The sequence below is a fragment of the Mesorhizobium sp. SEMIA396 genome (assembly GCF_024518615.1).
In the GTDB taxonomy this organism is placed as follows: domain Bacteria; phylum Pseudomonadota; class Alphaproteobacteria; order Rhizobiales; family Rhizobiaceae; genus Mesorhizobium.
The window spans coordinates 346028-361265 of record NZ_JANIFC010000003.1; the positions used below are offsets into that span (position 1 = coordinate 346028).

Below are 15238 nucleotides of genomic sequence, written 5' to 3' on the forward strand. Positions count from 1 at the left end.
CGTATTCTGTCCGGCGGGTCAGTCAAGCCCTCAACGGTATTTGCGTGACCGTCATCGCCGTTTCGCTGCCGCCGGCTATCTGGCCGATCTGGCCGCCGGCCTCTGACCGTGTTGACGCGCATAGGTCACGCAGGCGTCCACCGTGCTGACACAAAGCGCGTCGCGCCTGTTCGGCAAATTGTTGTCGCCGGCATAGGCAACTTCGGCGACGCGGCCGTCGACCATGCGAATTTGCGTGTCGCAATAACCGCCGGGAGCGACATTGACGGAGCCGCCGACCGCCGGGATCGCGCCTACCGCTAGAGTCGGAACCACAATGCTGAGATTGCCGCGCTGGACGATGCGCTTGTAGGTCCAGATCTGGCCCGATCGGCCGGCGTTGGCGGTGGCGGTCGGAAACCCGGCGCACATTCGAACATCGGCTTCGCTGAGGCCGACCATCTCCTTGCGGGCGGCCGCCGCCGTTGGATCAACCTTGGCGATACGCGACGTATCGTCGGGAACGACGCAGGAAGACTGGATTCCCACACAGAGAACAGCGAGGGCAAGCTTTTGAATGCAGGAAAATATCATGCCGACTGTCAGATTGGCCCGATGTCAGATTTGCGTGGCGCCCGCCGCTCCTTTCTACCTAGGCAGACAGGCGAAGGGATCAACCCGTTCAGCTTCACGAAAAAGTGGCTGTGGCTGCAACATCGAGGATTGCGCATCACGGGTCTGCATCTCACGCAGGACTAATGGCCCTGCAAGTGCTTCCGGCGCCAGGCGGCGGGCGCTTCGCCGACCCGCGCGCGAAAGAACCGTGAAAAATACGCCGGGTCGTCGAAGCCGATCTCGTAGGCGATGTCCTCCACCGTGCGTACGGTAAACAGCAGCAGACGCTTGGCCTCCAGCAGCCGCCTTTCGCTGACGACCCGCTTGACGCCGGCGCCCAGCACAGCATGGGCAGCCTTGTCGAGAAGATGCGGCGTGGTGGCCAGCGCCTCGACGTAGCGATCGACCGGCCAGTTGTCGCGGAAATGCGTGTCGGCGAGCCGGCGCAGGCCCCGCGCCAGCGAAGCATCGGAAGAGGCAGCGGAGGCGGTCACGCCGGGGCTCAGGCGCGCAATGTGGGAGAGTGCGACGGCGATCAGCGCCGGCAGGACCCTGTCATTGCCGGCTTGCGCCTCGGCATATTCGGCGGCGATCATCTCCAGCACCGCCGCCAGTCTCGCCCACGCCGCGTGTCGTGGCAGACCGTCGGCAAAGACCGGCCTGTCCAGCGGCAGCAGGCTGTGAGCGGCGATGGCCGCGAGCGCGCCGTCGGCGACCGAGACGACGATGGCGTCGGTGCCGGGTCCGATCGAGAAGCCATGCACGACAGCGCTCGGCACGAAGCTGACGGCAGGCGCCGAAAAGTCCCAGGATCGGTCTTCGATACGGTAGGTGCCGGAGCCGCTGGTCCAGTAGGTGATCTGGCCCATCTGCGGATGCTTGTGCGCCGCAACCTGACCAAGATGGATATTGCTGCGCGCAAGCACCGTCTCGACATGCAGGAAACCGACATCGAGCGGCCTCACCGGCTCGCCATAGACGAAGAAGTCGGGGATGGAATTCTGGCTCATGGCGCCTGAAAAAGTCCAATCGGTTTTGCCGTTCCGTCCATAACCGAAGCATGCCCAAGGCGCTAGTGTTGCGACTCAAGAGGAGGACCATCATGCGATCAGAAGACTTCCGCACTGATAAGGCACGGCCGTTCACCGGGGCTGAGTATCTGGAGAGCCTGCGCGACGGCCGCGAGGTCTATATATACGGCGAACGCATTGCCGATGTCACCACGCACCCGTCGATGCGCAATTCGGCGCGGTCGCTGGCGCGCCTCTACGATGCGCTGCATGATCCCCTGCGGCGGGACACGCTGACCTCGCCGACCGACACCGGCTCGGGCGGCTACACCCACAAATATTTCCGGGTCGCCAAATCCTCGGCTGAGCTTGTTACCCAGCAGACGGCGATCGCCGAGTGGTCGCGCATGTCCTATGGCTGGATGGGGCGCACGCCCGACTACAAGGCGGCGCTGATGAACACGCTCGGCGCCAATGCCGACTGGTACGGGCCGTTCAGGGACAATGCTCTGTCCTGGCACAAACGTGCGCAGGAAGCCGCACTGTTCATGAACCATGCCATCGTCAATCCGCCGATCGACCGCCACAAGCCGGCCGAACAGGTGAAGGACGTCTTCGTCCACATCACCAAGGAGACGGATGCCGGCATCTATGTCTCCGGCGCCAAGGTGGTGGCGACGTCCTCGGCGCTGACCCACTACAATTTCCTGGCGCAGGGCTCGGCGACGATCACTGAGGATCCGTCGCTGTCGGTGATGTTCATCGTGCCGATGAATGCACCGGGGATAAAGATGTTCTGCCGCGTCTCCTACGAGCAGACGGCCAACACGGTGGCGGCGCCCTTCGACTATCCGCTGTCGTCGCGCTTCGACGAGAACGATGCGATCCTGGTGCTCGACAATGTCTTCATCCCCTGGGAGGACGTGCTGGTGCTGCGCGATGCGCAGAAGATCCTGTCCTTCCACCCGGCATCCGGCTTCATGCATGGCTACTGCTTCCAGGGCTGCACGCGTTTCGCCGTCAAGCTCGACTTCCTCGCCGGCCTGCTGGCCAAGGCGCTGCGCGCCACGGGCGGCGATGCTTTCCGCGGCAACCAGGCGGCACTGGGCGAGGTCATCGCGCTCAGGCACATGTTCTGGAGCTTTTCCAACGCCATGGCCTACAACCCGATCCCGTGGGCGAATGGCGCGGTGCTGCCCAATCTGGAAGCCGCGCTCGCCTACCGCACCTTCATGTCGGAAGCCTATCCGCGTGTCATCGACACCGTGCGCCGGGTGATCGCGTCCGGGCTGATCTACCTGCCGTCGTCGGTGCGCGACTTCAACAACCCCGAGATCGACAAGTATCTGGCGCAATATGTGCGTGGCTCCAACGACATGGGCCACATCGAGCGCATCAAGATCATGAAGCTTTTGTGGGACGCGACCGGCACCGAGTTCGGCGGCCGCCACGCGCTCTACGAGCTCAACTATGCCGGCGCGCCGGAAGAGGTGCGGCTGCAGGTGCTGAAAGGAGCTGAACGCGGCGGGCGGCTGAAGGCGATGGAAGAGCTCGTCGACACCTGCATGGCCGACTATGACGAGAATGGCTGGACGGGCGATACCTGGTTCAATCCGCTTGTCTCAACGGCCGAGTGAATTAGATGGCCACGCAGATTTCGAAAACCGATTTCCGCGACGCCATGGCGAGGGTCTGCGCGCCGGTCAACATCGTCACCACCGATGGGCCGGCAGGACGCGGCGGCTTCACCGCCACCGCCATGTGCAGCGTCTCCGACGAGCCGCCGACGCTGCTGGTCTGCATGAACGGGCGCTCGACGCAGGCCGCCATGTTTCTGTCCAACCAGCGCTTCTGCGTCAACGTGCTGATGCATGACCACATGCATCTGGCGGGAAAATTCGCCGGCGCGACCAGGGACATGGAGGCACGCTACGCCTCGGCGCGCTGGCAGACGCTGACCTCCGGCACGCCGGCGTTGTCGGATGCGATCGTCAATTTCGATTGCGAGATTGAGACTGTGCATGTCGTCGGCACGCACAATGTCATGATCGGCCGCGTCATCGATGTCCGGCACGGCAGCGGCGGCTCGGCCCTGCTCTATGTCGACCGCAGCTATACGCAGCCGACGCGGCTGGGCAGCTTTGGCGGGTGAGGCCGGGCGTCAGACGGTTTGGTGGCGGGGAGGCCTCCGCCTATCCCGTACGCGGCCGTGCCGTCAGCCAGTCTTTCACCCCCGCCGATCCAGCCTCGCCACCAGCCGGTCCCCCGCCCACTGGATGCCGCAGACCAGGATGATCAGCACGATGACCACCGCGATCATGACGGACGTCTCAAATCGTTGATAGCCGTAGCGGATGGCGAGGTCGCCGAGGCCGCCGGCGCCGATGGCGCCGGCCATGGCCGAGGCACCGATCAGCGTCACCAGCGTCACCGTGAAGCCGGCGACGATGCCGGGCAGGGCTTCCGGCACCAGCACCTCGCGGATGATCGTCCAGCGGTTGCCGCCCATGGCGCGCGCCGCCTCGATCAAGCCACGGTCGACCTCACGCAACGACACTTCGGCAATGCGCGCGTAATAGGGCGTGGCGGCGATCGACAGCGGCACGATGGCTGCCCATGTGCCGATCGAGGTGCCGACGATCAGCCGCGTCACCGGGATCAGTGCCACCAGAAGGATGATGAAGGGCACCGAACGGAAGCCGTTGATGACGGCGCCGAGCGCCCGGTTCACCCACAGGCTTTCGGCAATCCCGCCGCGTTCGGTGGCGATCAGTGCCAGGCCGAGCGGCAGGCCGAAGACCAGCGAGATGAGGCCGGAGGCGGCTGTCATCAGGACGGTTTCCCAAATCGAACGCAGCAGAAGTTCAAACAGGATCGGCGACATGGCCAAGCACCTCCACCCGCGCCTGGCGGGTCTTCAGGAATGTGATGATGTCAGCGAGATGATTTGCATCGCTGCCGGGAACAGACAGGAACAGCGTGCCGACGGGCTGTTGCTGGATATGGTCGATGCCGCCGTGGATGAGGCGGAAGGCGCCTGGAACAGCCGTGGCAAGGTCGGACAGCAACGGGCCGCGTGCCGCATCACCGGCCACGTCGACGCGCAGGATCGTCTCCGCGCCGGCCGCCGGCAGCAGCCGGGCCGCCAGTTCGGCTGGCAGCTGTGGCCGGATGGCGCCGAGCAGGCTTTTGGTGATGTCTGATTGTGGGTCGGCAAACACCGACCAGACCGGCCCTTGCTCGACGATGCGCCCGGCGTCGATCACCGCAACGCGGTCGGCGATCGAGCGGACCACCTCCATCTCATGGGTGATCAGAAGGATGGTCAGCCCAAGCTGCCGGTTGATGTCCTTGAGAAGGGCGAGGATGGAGCGCGTTGTTTCCGGATCGAGCGCCGAGGTGGCTTCGTCCGACAAGAGCAGCGCCGGGCGTGCTGCCAGCGCCCGGGCGATGCCGACACGCTGCTTCTGGCCGCCCGACAGTGACGCCGGATAGGCTTTTGCCTTCTCGGACAGGCCGACGAGGTCGAGCAGTTCGGCGGCGCGCTTCAGTCGCTCGGCCTTCGGGCGGCCCTCGATCTTGAGCGGCAGCGCCACATTGTCTTCGACGGTCTTGGCCGACAGCAGGTTGAAATGCTGGAAGATCATGCCGATGCGCCGCCGTAGCGGCTGCAGGTCGCGCTCGCCGAGCCGGCTGATCTCTCGGCCTTCGATGAAAACTTCGCCGGAGTCAGGACGCTCCAGCCCGTTCAGGCAGCGGATCAGCGTCGACTTGCCGGCGCCGCTGCGGCCGATGATACCGAGGATCTCGCCCTTGCGCACGGTCAGCGAGATGCCGTCGAGCGCCGCTGTCGCACCGAAGCGGCGCTTCAGCTCGACGAGGCGCACGACGTCCTGAGACGCGTCGGGCCGGGCATGGATCGGATCGGCGGTTTCTCCGGATGCCGTGATATGCTGGTTCATGAATGTTCCTGTTCCCGAAAACGCAATCGCGGCCCGCGCCTGAGCGCGGACCGCTGTTGCTATCGAACCGGGCTTCCGGTCGACCGGATCAATAGGCGCTGAGGCCGGTGCCCTTGTAGACCTTGTCGAACTCGGCCTTCACCGCCTCGTTCTGATAGGAGGCGACCAGCGTCTTCACCCAGGCCTCGTTCTCGTTACCGGCCTTCACCGCGATGAAGTTGCGGTAGGGATTGTCGGCGATCGGCTCCTGCGCGATGCGGTTTTCCGGCGTCAGGCCGCTTTTCAGCGCCCAGTCGGTGTTGACCACGGCCGCGTCGAGATCCTCGACCGAGCGGCCGACAATGCCGGCGTCCAGTTCCTTGATCACCACCTTCTTCGCGTTCTCGGCGATGTCGACGGTGGCGGCGAGAATGCCGGTGCCGTCCTTCAATTTGATCACGCCCTCGTTCTGCAGCACGCGCAGCGCCCGGCCTTCATTGGATGGATCGTTCGGCACGCCGACGACCGCGCCCTCGGGCAGGTCGGCGACTGCTTTGTACTTCTTGGAGTAGAGGCCGATCGGCCACACGCCGGTATAGCCGACGCGCACGATATGATACCCTTGAGTCTTGATCTGGTTGTCGAGATAGGGCTGGTGCTGGAAGGCGTTGGCGTCGATTTCGCCGCGCTCCAGCGCCTCATTGGGCTGGGTGTAGTCGTTGAACACCACGGTTTCGATGGAGAGGCCCTTTTCGGCGGCCTGGGCGACGACGACTCGCCAGACATCCTCGTCCTCACCGCTGATGATACCCACCTTGATCGCCTTTTTGTCCTCGGCGAACGATGCGCCGGGCGCCATCAGGCTGCCGATCGCCACGGCCGAGGCGAACAGCAGAGCAAGGCCACTGCGCCGGTTGACGGTTGACCCCGGGGAAGATGGCAAAGTGTTCTTGAAGTCGGACATGATTGATCTCTGTGGTTGTGAAGTCATGGCAGCGAGGCGGATTGCCTAGCCTTGGTCACATCCTCAGAAATTCTATCAAGTTTATCAAAGAACGCCTTTCGCCGTTCTCGCCAAAGCCGGGAATATTCTCTCAAAATTTTCGGGTGAGTGAGAACGAGACGCCATTGAATCGATCGCCGCGGGCTACGATGCGATCCGCTGCGCTTCGGAAGTAAGATCGGACTCTCGGAAAAACCGGCGCTGACGCCAGGCTCAAAGCGCGATCCACGCCGTCTTCAGTTCCAAATATTTCTCCAGCGCGTGAAGCGACTTGTCGCGGCCGAAACCGGACTGTTTGACGCCGCCGAGCGGCACGGTGATGTCGGCGCCGCCATAGGTGTTGACGTGGACGACGCCGGCATTGATGGCGCGCACCATGCGGTGTGCTGTGGAGAGGTTGGCGGTCCACACCGCCGAGGCGAGCCCGTAGACGGTCGAATTGGCAAGCCGCACCGCCTCCTCCTCGGTCTCGAAGCGCATGACGCCGAGCACTGGCCCGAACACCTCCTCGCGCGCAAGCTGCATGTCTTGCGTGACATTCTCGAAGATCGTCGGCGCCATGTAGCTGCCGCCGGTCTCGGTCAGAATCCGCTCGCCACCGGTGACCAGCTGGGCGCCTTCTTCGGTGGCTCTGGCGACGAAACCGAGATTCTTGTTCAGTTGCTCGGCGCTCGACACGGCGCCGACATCGCTGGTGAGATCGAGCGGATCGCCGACTTTGAGCCGCGTGGTTGCCGCGACAAGTTCGTCCATGAACCGATCATAGACCGCTGACTGGACCAGAAGCCGCGAGCCGGCGACGCAGACCTGGCCGGAATTGCGAAAAATGCCGTTGGCCGAGACGACCGCCGCCTGTTTCAGGTCGGGAGCATCGGCAAAGACGATGTTGGGCGACTTGCCGCCGAGTTCGAGGAAGACGCGCTTCAGATTGGAGCGAGCGGAATATTCGAGCAGCCGTCGGCCGACCGGCCCCGAGCCGGTGAAGGCGATGGCGTCGACATCCATATGCAGGCCGAGCGCTTCGCCGGTGACCGCGCCACGGCCGGTGACGACATTGAGCACACCGGCGGGAAGTCCGGCCTCGCTTGCCAATTCGGCCAGCTGCAGCAGCGTCAGCGAAGCGATCTCCGGCGGCTTGACCACCACGCAATTGCCGGCGGCAAGTGCGGGCGCGATCTTCCAGGCGCCGATCATCAGCGGAAAGTTCCACGGCACGATGACGCCGACGACGCCGAGCGGCTCCTTGTGGATCAGTCCGAGCACATTGTCGGCCGTTGGCGCGATCTCGCCGTAGACCTTGTCGATCGCCTCGGCATAGTAGCGGATGGTGCCGGCGGCCGAGAGCGGTTCGGCCTTGTAGGCCATGCCGATCTCGGTGCCATTGTCGCGCACGCCGAGCACGGCGAGCTCGTCGGCATGCTTTTCGACCAGCTCGGCGAATTTCGTCAGCACCTTCTTGCGAAAGGCTGGCGCTGATCGCGACCACGAGCCCTTCTCGAACGCCTTGCGCGCCGACTTCACGGCGCGGTCGATATCGGCGGCGTTGCCGTCGGCGATGCTGGCGAACGGCCGGCCGTCGATCGGCGACGTCACCGGCAGGCTTGCGCCGCTTGTTGCCTCGATCTGCACGCCATCGATGAACAGGCCCCGTGCGCCGATCTCCGTCCTGCGCAGCGTGTCGATGGCATTCTGACTGATCATGGGTGACGGACTCCCAGGCAAACATGCAATGTGGTTGGCGCGCGGAATTCCCAGCCGCGAAACACCGGCTCCTTGCCAGGCACAAGGCTGAGATCGGGGAAGCGCAGGAGCAACAGCCTCACCGCAAGGCACATCTGCTCGCGTGCGAAAAACCGGCCCGAACAGAAATGATGGCCGAAGCCGAAAGCGGCATGGTTGCCTTCGTCGCGGTTGATGTCGAAGCGGTCTGGATCGGCAAAGCGGCTCTCGTCACGGCTTGCCGAGGAGACAAGTGCGGCAACCGCGGCACCGGCTGGAATCGTCACGCCGCCAAGCTCGACCGCCCGTGTCGTCTGCCGCGTCTGCGTGCCGATCGGCGCCACCCAGCGCAGGCCCTCGTCGACCGCCTTCGGCACGAAGGTCTCGGGATCGGCGAGCACCTGCCGCATCTGTTCGGGATGGGCCAGCAGACCGGCCAGGATCGAGCCGGCGCCATGTCCGGGCTCCTGCATGCCGCCAAGCAGGATGACCTTGATGCTCGGCATCAAAAAATCGATCGGCCGCGTCGTGCCCTCCGGCATGCCATCGTGCAGCATATGCGACAGCGCCGAGTCATCTGGCTGGCGCGCAAGTCTTTCCAGCGTCGGCAGGATGGCGTCGCCGACCTCGGCACTGATCGCGTCGGCGATCTCCTGCCGCTTCGGGTCGTTCTCGAAATTGATGGCGCCCTGGGCAAGGCCATAGAACCAGCGGCGCAGCGTCGGCATGTCAATGTCGGCAAGGCCGAGCGAGCGCGCCAGGCTGAGCGTCGACACCGGTTCGAAATAATCGGCCATCAGCTCGGCGGAGCCCTGGTTGGCGATCCGGTCGAGAAGAGGTTCGGCAATCGACCGCACGAGGTCGCCGGCATAGGCGGCAACGGTGCGCGGCCGGTATTTCGGATCGACGCCCTGTCGCAGCTGTTTATGCGTTTCGCCATCGGTGGTCAGGATGGTGGGCTTGCCGAAGGAGCGCTCGACCGGCGATGAGCCGACGACGGCGGAGAAGATGTCGGGCGACTTGGCGACGCTCTCGACATCCTTCCAGCGGGTGACGAACCACAGGTTGACCGCCGGCACGAAAGCGACAGGCGCACTGCGCCTGAGCTCTGCATAGATCGGGTAGGGATCGGCTTCCAAAGCCTCAACGGTGATATTTTCGGCAAAGCTCAAATCCGCCACTCCCCTTGTGGTGTAAGGGCGGCGTGGCACGCCGCCCCTTTGCTTTTCTCAATCTTTCAGCGGCTGGCCGAGGTTTTCGAAGGCTATGGGATCGCGGCTCTTCAGCGCGCTGGCCAGCAGCAGGCCGACGATCGCGGCGATCAGCACCAGCCCCGGCAGGAACACGCCAAGAAAACCGCCGGCCCCGGACAGGCTGCCGAAATTGATGACGATCAGGTAGATGATGATGACGAAAGCGATGAAGGTCAGCCCGGGCAGGATGGTGGTCTTCAGCGCGTTCTCCTGGGCTGCCGGGTTGGCGCGGAAGAACATCACCACGGCAAGCGAGGCCACCGCCATCATGACGATGACGCCGAGCGTCGCGACATTGGTCAGCCACGAAAACAGCGCCAGCACCGGATCGAGGCCGAGCACGGCGAACAGGCCGACGACGACCGCAGCGAGCACGCTCTGGATGACGGAAGCGACATGCGGGCTCTGGTGCACCGCATGCGTCACGCCAATCGTCTGCGGCAACAGTTTTTCGCGGCCCGAGACATAGATATAGCGCGCAACCGCATTGTGGAACGCCAGCACGCCGGCAAACAGGCTCGACACGAACAGGATGCTCATCGCCTGCGACAGCATCGTGCCGGCGTAACGATCCGACAGGCCGAACAGGAAGGTCGTCGGATCCTGCAGCCCTTGCAGCGTCGGCAGCAGCTTGTCGACACCGGCGCCGACCGCCATCAGCCATGCCGTGAGCATGTAGAAGACGCCGATCAACACGACCGAAAAATAGGTGGCGCGCGGAATGGTGATCTTTGGATCGCGGGCTTCCTCGGCATAGATCGTCGTCGCCTCGAAACCGATGAAGGCGGCAAAGCAGAACAGAATGGCGATGGCCGGCGAGCCTGATGTGATCTGGCTCCAGCTGAACGGCGCCGCCGACAGGCCGCTATCGCCGCCGGTCTTGAGGATGGCGATGTCGAGGACCAGCACCACAAGATATTCGCACAGCACCAGCACCGTTAGGATCTTGGCGGAGAGGTCGACCTGCCGATAGCCGAGCACGGCGACCAGCGCGATGGCGATGAAACTCCACACCCACCAGGGCAGGTTGATGCCCCAGCCGGCGAACAGGCCTGACGTCGCGGCGCCGAGCAGGCCCATGACCCCGATCTGCATGGCATTGTAGGACAGGATGGCGATCAGCGCCGTGGCGCCGCCGGCCATGCTGCCGAGGCCGCGCGCGGCATAGGCATAGAAGGCGCCGGCATTGCCGACATGGCGTGACATGGCGACATAGCCGACCGCGAACAAAAGCAGCAGCACAGTCACGATCAGATAAGTGCCGGCAAAGCCGGCGCCATTGCCCATCAGCATGCCGAGCGGCGTGCCGCCGGCGACGGCCGTGAGCGGGGCGGCCGCCGAAATCACCATGAAGGTGATGGCGCCGACGCCAAGACTGTTCTTGCGCAGCCTGTTGGCCGGCGCCTGTTCTGCAACTGCTGTCATCGATCCCTCCTGTTTGCAAACCCTCAGGCTCGCCGGCCGAATGGCCTGTCCCATGCACTCTGGCGGTTGGTTCGTTATTTGAACCGTTATTTTGAATATAGACTTGCAAACAATGCCGATGCCTGTCAAGTTAATTCACACGTTAAATGATTGTCCCGAACCGGGAGGCAAATTTGAGTACGGTCGGAAAAGCGATCTCGCTTCTGGAGCTGTTCAGCGTCGACGAGCCCGAGCTCGGCCTGTCCGATCTGGCGCGCCGCTCGGGCTTCGACAAGGCGACGACACGGCGGCTGCTGGTTGCGCTGGCCGGCCATGGTTTTGTCGAGCAGGATATCGGCACGCGGCACTATCGCCTCGGCGCCGGCCTGTCGCGGCTGGCGCGCATCCGCGAAGCGCGCTTTCCTTTCCTGCAGACAGCTGTTCCGCTGGTGCGGGACCTGGCAGCATCGACGGCCGAGACCGTGCATTTGTCGGAATTCGGCGTCGACAGGCTGGTCACCGTCCATGTCGAGCATCCGGCATGGGCGAACCGGGTCAACATCGACATCGGTCAGTTGTTGCCCCTGCATTCGACCGCGTCGGGCATCGCCTATTTGGCCTTCGCCCGCGACGAGACCGTCAAGGCGTGCCTGACGGGTTCCCTCGACGCTTTCACGGCCCATACGCTGATCGAGCCGGCCGCCATCTCAAGATGCATGAGCGAGGCGCGCGAGCGCGGCTATTCGATCTGCGACCAGGGCTATGAGGAAGGTGTGATCAGCGTCGCGGCGGCAATCCGCGGGGCGGATGGCTTTGCGCTCGGCACCATCGCGGTGGCGGCGCCAAAGGCCAGAACGACGGCAGCCGCGATCACGGAGCGGGGACTTGCCGTGAGGGAGGCGGCACGGGAGATTTCCATGCGCCTCAACGGCGAAAACCTGCAAATCTTGAGGAGGCAGGCCTGATGCCCTCGGAGACAGCGCCCCGCATCCTGGTCATCGGCACGGGCGACACAAAGGCCGAAGAGCTGCTGTTCATGAAACAGTGCATCGAGCAGTCAGGCGGCAGCGCCGTGATGATGGATGTCAGCGTGCTGGGCGACCCGCCCTACAGCCCGGACCACGACAAGCATGCCGTGGCCCGGGCCGTGGATGTGACGATCGCCGAGATCGTCTCGAGCGGTGATGAGAACACCGCCATGACGCTGATGGCCGGCGGCGCGGTGCAGCTGGTGCGCAAGCTCCATCAAAACGGCGAGATCGACGCTTTCATCGCCATCGGCGGTTCGATGGGGACAGATCTGGCGCTCGACGTGGCGCTTTGCCTGCCGCTCGGTGTGCCGAAATTCGTCGTCTCGACCATCGCCTATTCGCATCTCATCCCGCCCGAGCGCGTCGCGCCCGACCTGATGATGATCCTCTGGGCCGGCGGGCTGTACGGCCTCAACTCGATCTGCAGGCTGGTCCTGTCACAGGCCTGTGGTGCGGTCGTCGGCGCGGCCAGGATTGTGCTGGAGGCCCGCATGTCGGCTCCAGCAATCGGCCCGACCATCGGCATGACCTCGCTCGGCAGCAGCTGCCTGCGCTACATGAAGACGCTGAAGCCGGCGCTGGAACAGCGCGGCTATGACGTTGCCGTCTTCCACACCACCGGAATGGGCGGCCGCGCCTTCGAATCGATTGCCGGTCAGGACCATTTTTGCGCGGTGTTCGACTTCAGCCTGCAGGAAATTACCAATCATCTCGCGGGCTCCGTCGTCAGTTCCGGCACCGACCGGCTGGAGAATGCCGGCGCTCGCGGCACTCCGCAGATCGCCGCACCCGGGGCGGTCGACATGGTCGATCTGCCGACCTGGCAGGATTTGCCGGCTAAATTCTCGACGCGGCCCTTTCATGCCCACAACAGGCTGATCGCGTCGATCACCGTCGATGCCGACGATCGTCGGCAGGTCGCCAGGACCATCGCCGCCAAGCTCGGCGCCGCGAAAGGCCGCTCCGCCTTCATCCTGCCTACCGGCGGCATCCAGGAATGGGACGTGCAGGGCGAGCCGCTCTATGAACCCGAGGCTCTCGCGGCCTTCGCAGATGAAATGCGCAGGGCTATTCCCGCCGGGGTCGAGTTCCACGAGATCGACGCTCACATCAACAGCGACGACTTCGTCGGCAAGGCGCTCGAGATATTCGACCGCTGGGTCGAGGAAGGCATCGTCCCGCGCGGCAAGCCGGCCAAGGGAGTGGCAGCGTGAGCGCTGTTCCCGCCCAGGCGCTTGTCCTTGATTTCGGCGGCGTCGTCACCCGGACGCTGTTCGAGACGCATGCCTTGACCGAACAGGCGCTCGGCCTTGCGCCGGGAACGCTGCAATGGCGCGGGCCGTTCGATCCGGACAGCGATCCGCTGTGGCGCGCGATGCAGGCCGACGAGATCAGCGAGCGCGACTACTGGCGCTCCCGCACCAGTGAGGTCGGTCGGCTGGTCGGCGAGGACTGGCAGGCGATGGAGACCTTCGTCCAACGAGCGCGCGGCGCCGAGCCGGAAAAGGTGGTGCGGCCCGAGGCCGACAGCGCCATTCGCACGGTGCATGCGGCGGGTTTTCGGCTGGCGATCCTGTCAAACGAACTCGACCTGTTCTACGGCGCCGATTTCCGCCGGCGGCTGCCGTTGCTCGGCCTGTTCGACCTCATCGTCGACGCCACCTATACCGGCATCCTCAAGCCCGATCCACGCGCCTATGCCTTGGTCACCGAGGCGCTCGGCCTGCCTGCCGGCGCTTGCGTCTTCGTCGACGACCAGCAGCGCAATGTCGATGGCGGCTCTGCTGCCGGCATGCGCACGGTCCATTTCGACGTCGCTCGCCCGGCTCATTCCTATGCCGAGGCCCTCGGTCATTTCGGCCTCGTCCCAGTTGCCTGAGATTTTTTTGCGGAGTCCTCTATGCGCGACATCAATTTTCTCACCGAAACCAACGCCAAGCCGATCTGGCACCCGATGGCGCATCCGGCCGAGATGCGGGCCAACCCGCCAAAGGTGATCATGAAAGGCGAGGGTGTGATGGTCACCGACATCGCCGGCAACACCGTGCTCGACGCCGTCGGCGGCCTGTGGAACGTCAATCTCGGCTACAGCTGCGACCCGATCAAGCAGGCGATCGCCGACCAGCTTTCGGCGCTGCCCTATTATTCCGGCTTTCGCGGCACCTCGACCGGGCCGTCGATAGAACTCGCCTACGAACTCTGCGAATGGTTCGAGCCAGAAGGCATGGTGCGGACCTTCTTCACCTCGGGCGGCTCGGATTCAGTAGAAACGGCACTTCGGCTGGCCAGGCAATACTGGAAGATCCGCGGCCAGGCCGACCGGACAAAATTCCTCGCCCTGAAGAAGGGCTATCACGGCACGCATTTCGGCGGCGCGTCGGTTAACGGCAACGCCAATTTCCGTCGCAACTACGAGCCTCTGCTGCCCGGCGTCTTCCACATTCCCGCGCCCTGGACCTTCCGCAACCCGTTCGATGAGACCAACCCAGCGCGGCTGGCGAAACTGTGCGCCAAGGCGCTGGAGGACGAAATCGCCTTCCAGGGCGGCGACACCATCGCCGCTTTCATCATGGAGCCGGTTCTCGGCGCCGGCGGCGTCATCGTTCCGCATGAGAGCTTCATGCCACTGGTGCGTGAGATCTGCGACCGCCACGAGATCCTGCTGATCGCCGACGAGGTGGTGACGGGCTTCGGCCGCACCGGCGCATGGTCGGGCTCGCGTCTGTCCGGCGTGAAGCCGGATTTCATGACCATCGCCAAGGCGATCACGTCAGGCTATTTCCCGCTCGGCGCGACCTTGATCGGCGGAAAAGTCGCCGATGTCTTCGAGGCCGACAAGACCAGTTTTGGTGCGATCGGCCACGGCTATACCTATTCCGGCCACCCGGTCGGCTGCGCGGCGGGTCTGGCGGCGCTTGCCGAGACCAAACGGCTTCGCCTGAACGAGAACGCGGCGGCACGGGGCGTCGAACTCGCGGCCACGCTGGAGGGGCTGAAGGCCAGGCATGCGATCGTCGGCGATGTCAGGTACAAGGGCCTGATGGCGGCGCTGGAGCTGGTCTCGGACCGCACGACGAAAAAGCCGGCCGACAAGAAGACCATGGCCGTGGTTTCGGAGGCCGCCTATGAGGCCGGCGTCATGCTGCGTGTGTCGGGCAACACCATCATCCTGTCGCCGCCGCTCATCATCACCGCCGCCGATGTGACGAAGATTGGCGAAGCGCTGGATGCAGGCCTATCGAAGGCCTGACGGGTTAGCTGGACACAACGGAGTTTCAAGACG

General features: G+C 64.3%; 14 protein-coding genes. 6 read left to right on the forward strand and 8 right to left on the reverse strand.

The features are described 5' to 3' along the window. Positions 1 to 75: 75 nt before the first annotated feature. Together NP503_RS11170 and NP503_RS11175 are read right to left on the reverse strand one after the other, a co-directional pair. Complete coding sequence (locus tag NP503_RS11170; RefSeq protein WP_236383081.1) at positions 76 to 528, reverse strand: hypothetical protein; 453 nt, start codon at positions 526 to 528, stop codon at positions 76 to 78. 206 nt (positions 529 to 734) lie between these two features. Next, positions 735 to 1604: a helix-turn-helix domain-containing protein gene (locus NP503_RS11175; protein WP_023810826.1), complete on the reverse strand. Its 870-nt coding sequence runs from the start codon at positions 1602 to 1604 to the stop codon at positions 735 to 737. A 92-nt stretch (positions 1605 to 1696) separates the two neighbouring features. Here NP503_RS11175 and NP503_RS11180 point away from each other — a divergent pair, with 92 nt between their 5' ends. Both NP503_RS11180 and NP503_RS11185 read left to right on the forward strand, forming a co-directional pair. After that, positions 1697 to 3241: a 4-hydroxyphenylacetate 3-hydroxylase N-terminal domain-containing protein gene (locus NP503_RS11180; protein ID WP_127268204.1), complete on the forward strand. Its 1545-nt coding sequence runs from the start codon at positions 1697 to 1699 to the stop codon at positions 3239 to 3241. Positions 3242 to 3246: 5 nt separating this feature from the next. Then, positions 3247 to 3756, forward strand: a complete 510-nt coding sequence (locus NP503_RS11185; protein WP_127268203.1) for a flavin reductase — start codon at positions 3247 to 3249, stop codon at positions 3754 to 3756. A gap of 75 nt (positions 3757 to 3831) precedes the next feature. Here NP503_RS11185 and NP503_RS11190 read toward each other — a convergent pair whose 3' ends face one another. From NP503_RS11190 to NP503_RS11215, 6 genes are all read right to left on the reverse strand, one after another. Then, a complete protein-coding gene (locus NP503_RS11190; RefSeq protein ID WP_127266743.1) occupies positions 3832 to 4488 on the reverse strand; it encodes a methionine ABC transporter permease in 657 nt (218 codons plus the stop codon). Further along, positions 4469 to 5566, reverse strand: a complete 1098-nt coding sequence (locus NP503_RS11195) for a methionine ABC transporter ATP-binding protein (protein ID WP_127266744.1) — start codon at positions 5564 to 5566, stop codon at positions 4469 to 4471. Before NP503_RS11195 ends, NP503_RS11190 begins: the two co-directional genes overlap by 20 nt. An 88-nt stretch (positions 5567 to 5654) precedes the next feature. Next, the gene (locus NP503_RS11200) at positions 5655 to 6509 is read right to left on the reverse strand and encodes a MetQ/NlpA family lipoprotein (protein WP_127266745.1); all 855 of its coding nucleotides are present in this window, start codon (positions 6507 to 6509) and stop codon (positions 5655 to 5657) included. A 252-nt stretch (positions 6510 to 6761) separates the two neighbouring features. Next, positions 6762 to 8249 carry an aldehyde dehydrogenase gene (locus tag NP503_RS11205; RefSeq protein ID WP_127266746.1) on the reverse strand — a complete coding sequence of 496 codons (1488 nt, stop codon included), beginning with the start codon at positions 8247 to 8249 and terminating at the stop codon, positions 6762 to 6764. Beyond that, positions 8246 to 9439 (reverse strand): cytochrome P450, encoded by a 1194-nt coding sequence (locus NP503_RS11210; RefSeq protein ID WP_127266747.1) that lies wholly within the window; start codon positions 9437 to 9439, stop codon positions 8246 to 8248. Before NP503_RS11210 ends, NP503_RS11205 begins: the two co-directional genes overlap by 4 nt. Before the next feature lie 57 nt (positions 9440 to 9496). Beyond that, positions 9497 to 10945 carry an APC family permease gene (locus tag NP503_RS11215; protein ID WP_127266748.1) on the reverse strand — a complete coding sequence of 483 codons (1449 nt, stop codon included), beginning with the start codon at positions 10943 to 10945 and terminating at the stop codon, positions 9497 to 9499. A 173-nt stretch (positions 10946 to 11118) separates the two neighbouring features. Between NP503_RS11215 and NP503_RS11220 the strand changes: the two genes are divergently transcribed. The 4 genes from NP503_RS11220 to NP503_RS11235 are packed head-to-tail and all read left to right on the forward strand — an operon-like array spanning position 11119 to position 15205. Further along, positions 11119 to 11889 carry an IclR family transcriptional regulator gene (locus tag NP503_RS11220; RefSeq protein ID WP_127266749.1) on the forward strand — a complete coding sequence of 257 codons (771 nt, stop codon included), beginning with the start codon at positions 11119 to 11121 and terminating at the stop codon, positions 11887 to 11889. Next, positions 11889 to 13169 carry a Tm-1-like ATP-binding domain-containing protein gene (locus tag NP503_RS11225; protein ID WP_127266750.1) on the forward strand — a complete coding sequence of 427 codons (1281 nt, stop codon included), beginning with the start codon at positions 11889 to 11891 and terminating at the stop codon, positions 13167 to 13169. The genes NP503_RS11220 and NP503_RS11225 overlap by 1 nt, the downstream gene beginning before the upstream one ends. After that, entirely contained in the window at positions 13166 to 13834 is a 669-nt protein-coding gene (locus NP503_RS11230) for an HAD family hydrolase (protein WP_127266751.1), read from the forward strand. The genes NP503_RS11225 and NP503_RS11230 overlap by 4 nt, the downstream gene beginning before the upstream one ends. A 21-nt stretch (positions 13835 to 13855) precedes the next feature. Then, positions 13856 to 15205, forward strand: coding sequence for an aminotransferase class III-fold pyridoxal phosphate-dependent enzyme (locus NP503_RS11235; protein WP_127266752.1), 1350 nt, complete (start codon positions 13856 to 13858; stop codon positions 15203 to 15205). Positions 15206 to 15238: the final 33 nt, after the last annotated feature.